Raw genomic sequence first — 2,928 nt, 5'->3', positions numbered from 1 at the left:
AAGGTTAACGACGGTTAGATTCACCTCTTACACAGCACCTGGTTACGGTGCGTAGTCGTAGTTTTCATCAAGGCGCTGCGTTTTAATGCTGAAGTTAAAATCGTGACTCATGTGTTCTGTATCCTTTTTACTGAGATAAATAGTAAATTGCTGCTCCCTTCACTTACCTAGCCTTTACTGAATATCTAAGTAAATCATGTTTATCTTGTACAGACTTACTAAGGAATACTTAAATTCGTTTGGTCTTGCGTTCGGAGCCCTATTAGTTATACGTATTCTGCAACTTGAAGAAAAACGGTTTAATTTCACCTAAAACATGAGTTTGATTCACGTTACAGGGGTCATACTTACCCATGTAGAACAATGCAAAGCCAAATTATTTAGAAAACCACAACAGAAATCTAGACGTCTAAAGGTGGTTTTCTCTTGTATCTATTTCCTTCATACAAAACATGAGGATTTTTCAAAGCTTATCTCTCATTTAAGAAAAACAAGCCATTAAGATGTTGATATACTCGCGAGAAGTCTGGATGTCTATTTATCAATCACATCTAAGCAATGGTTAACTTTAATAAGAGAAAATGGAATGAGTGAATTAATACTATTGGTGTTGTACTGCGCATTACTTGGTACTGTTACTGTTACCTGCTTCGTTCAGTTACGTATTGCTAAGGTTAATAGGGAAACACGATAGAATCCGAACAGCACCTCGGGACCCTTCATAGGAGTGGCCCCTGATTCCAAACTCTGGTGTAGCAAGAAGGAACTCCACCCTCGGATCTCCAATACTGTATTTTTGTTCAGTATAAAGGGGTGGTTTAAGACTGCAACAGGAGAGTTACATTATTTGTGGTACAAAACATGACCTGGTATTCACCCTCTCTTCGAATCTCACAGATGTCACGGAGAGGCGTATCATCTGAATCGATACGGTTAAATGAATTTGCCCAACCCGCCATCCTGAAACCGCGGCAGATTAGCTCATAAAGCTTCGAGTAGTCCCGGGAAAGGTGGTAGGGACTTAACTGCTCAGTAACTGCTGAACTCATCTGACACCTCTACGCTCACTGCTTAGTATCATTTGTGTCATCCAGAATAATGGCAATTGTTACCGCGACCATCGCAACCGGAGCAAGAACCCAAAAGCTGGCAGCAACGAACCGGTCCTTTTCAGTTTCACTGGGATTACCGTTCTGAGAGACCTATCCAAACCTGATCATCAGGTTTGATGCTCACTTCTACATTCAACGATGCTGGTTGCCCAAGCTGCCTAAGCGGCCTGGGCAGAGCCGTCATCTCCAGTAGCGTAAATTCCGGCTGAACGAGCCGTATTGTAATGCTCAAGATTCTTGCTGGCGTTGTAGTCTCGGCACTCTCGATGGCCGCAGGACTGACAGTGGTAGACCCGATCCGCCAACGCCAGATCCGTTTTATGGTTTCCGCAGGCAGAGCAACGTTTGCTGGATGGATACCATCGATCTGCTACGGTAAGAACGCCACCTCGCCATTCCATCTTGTAGGTCATCTGTCGGCGGAACTCGAACAGGCCGATGTCGGCAATGTGCCGGGCCAGCTTCCCATTCGCCATCATGCCTTTGACGTTCAGATCCTCGATAACAACTTCTGCAAATTTGCTGGTCAGATAGTGGGTAAGCTGATGCAGCGTGTTGGCACGAATGTCGGCAATTCGTTTGTGGAGTCTGGCAATGCGGGTCTTCAGTTTTCGATAGCCGGCACTGCCTTTGACCTTTTTCACCAGTCGCCGTTGATACCGGGCCAGCTTCCGTAGCGCTTGTTGCAGTGGCTTTGGGGATTTCCATTCCCGAACATCTCCCTGAGAGATCGTGGCTAGCGCCTTGATACCGAGATCCACACCACACCGTGCTTGGCTTTTGCTTGGGAGTGAGCAGACCTCAACCTTCATGGAGAAGGACACAAACCATTTATCAGCCTGGCGGCTGATCGTCATGCTGTTGATGTGACCACCGTATTTGACCGGCTCCGCCATGCGAACCCATCCCAGGTTCGGCACCTTGACCCGGCAACCTTCAACCTTCACCTGGTCTCCGCCAATGTAGAATGAATCTACAGCCTTGCCTTTCTTCTTGAAGCGCGGGCGGCGCTTCTTCAGGTGTTTGGGCTTCGAGGATTTAAGATCCTTCATCCAGTCGGAGAAGGCTCGCTGGAGCGAAATGAATGGCTGCTGGCTGGCGTACTTGGTCACTTCGTACACCCATGGAAACTCGGATTTCTTCAGGGCATTGAATTGGCGCTTGAGCGCCATGCCCGAAGGGCGGTCCCCGCTTCCATCTTTGTGTATGGCGTATTGCCGATCCCATTCGGCCAACGCCCAGTTCCAGGTGAATCGCGAGATCCCGCTGGCTTTAGCGAAGTAGGTGCGCTGCTTGTTGTTGGGCAGCAGTTGGGTCTTGAAGGCAACATCCACACCCTAATAATACTGATTATATATACAGTATCAAGCGGTAAGTTTGCGATTCTTGTGGGACCGCTTTCCGTACAGTCGTGCAGAGAATACCGTCATCAGCGTCAGCACGTCCTGACAAAGCTCCTGTTCAAACGGAATCTCCTTCTCATCGTCCAGAACCACCACATCCGTTCCGGCCCAGCGGCAGACCTGAAAGATCAGTTCGTGTCCGAACCTTACCAGCCGGTCGGTGTGCGTGAGGTACAACGTGGATACTTCGTGATTTAACAATGTAGCAATGAGCCTTCTCAGGCCCGGTTTTTTACAATTCAGCCCAGAACCTAAGTCCTCAATGACTCGATCTGAAACGCCTGCCAGTCGATTAGCCTGTGTCAATAAATCGCTCTTTTGATCATGAGAGGAAACGCAAGCATAGCCGACACTGTACCGCTGATCGTTCAAACCCATTAGCTTGCGCAATTGCCCCGTTGTGAATCGGCGAT

At 48.0% G+C, this 2,928-nt stretch carries 2 protein-coding genes; both read right to left on the bottom strand.

The genetic code is table 11. The annotated features are described in order from the left end of the window. Positions 1-1,270: 1,270 nt before the first annotated feature. Positions 1,271-2,446, bottom strand: a complete 1,176-nt coding sequence (locus tag ACXAC4_RS20410; RefSeq protein ID WP_136631074.1) for an RNA-guided endonuclease InsQ/TnpB family protein — start codon at positions 2,444-2,446, stop codon at positions 1,271-1,273. Positions 2,447-2,476: 30 nt separating this feature from the next. Continuing rightward, on the bottom strand, positions 2,477-2,928 hold a 452-nt coding region (locus ACXAC4_RS20405; protein ID WP_475165023.1), incomplete at its 5' end, for an IS607 family transposase.

The sequence above is a fragment of the Pseudoalteromonas sp. AWM4_233 genome (assembly GCF_056158285.1).
Note: the sequence above shows the minus strand (reverse complement) of the source record. Positions and strands in the feature narration are given on the sequence as shown.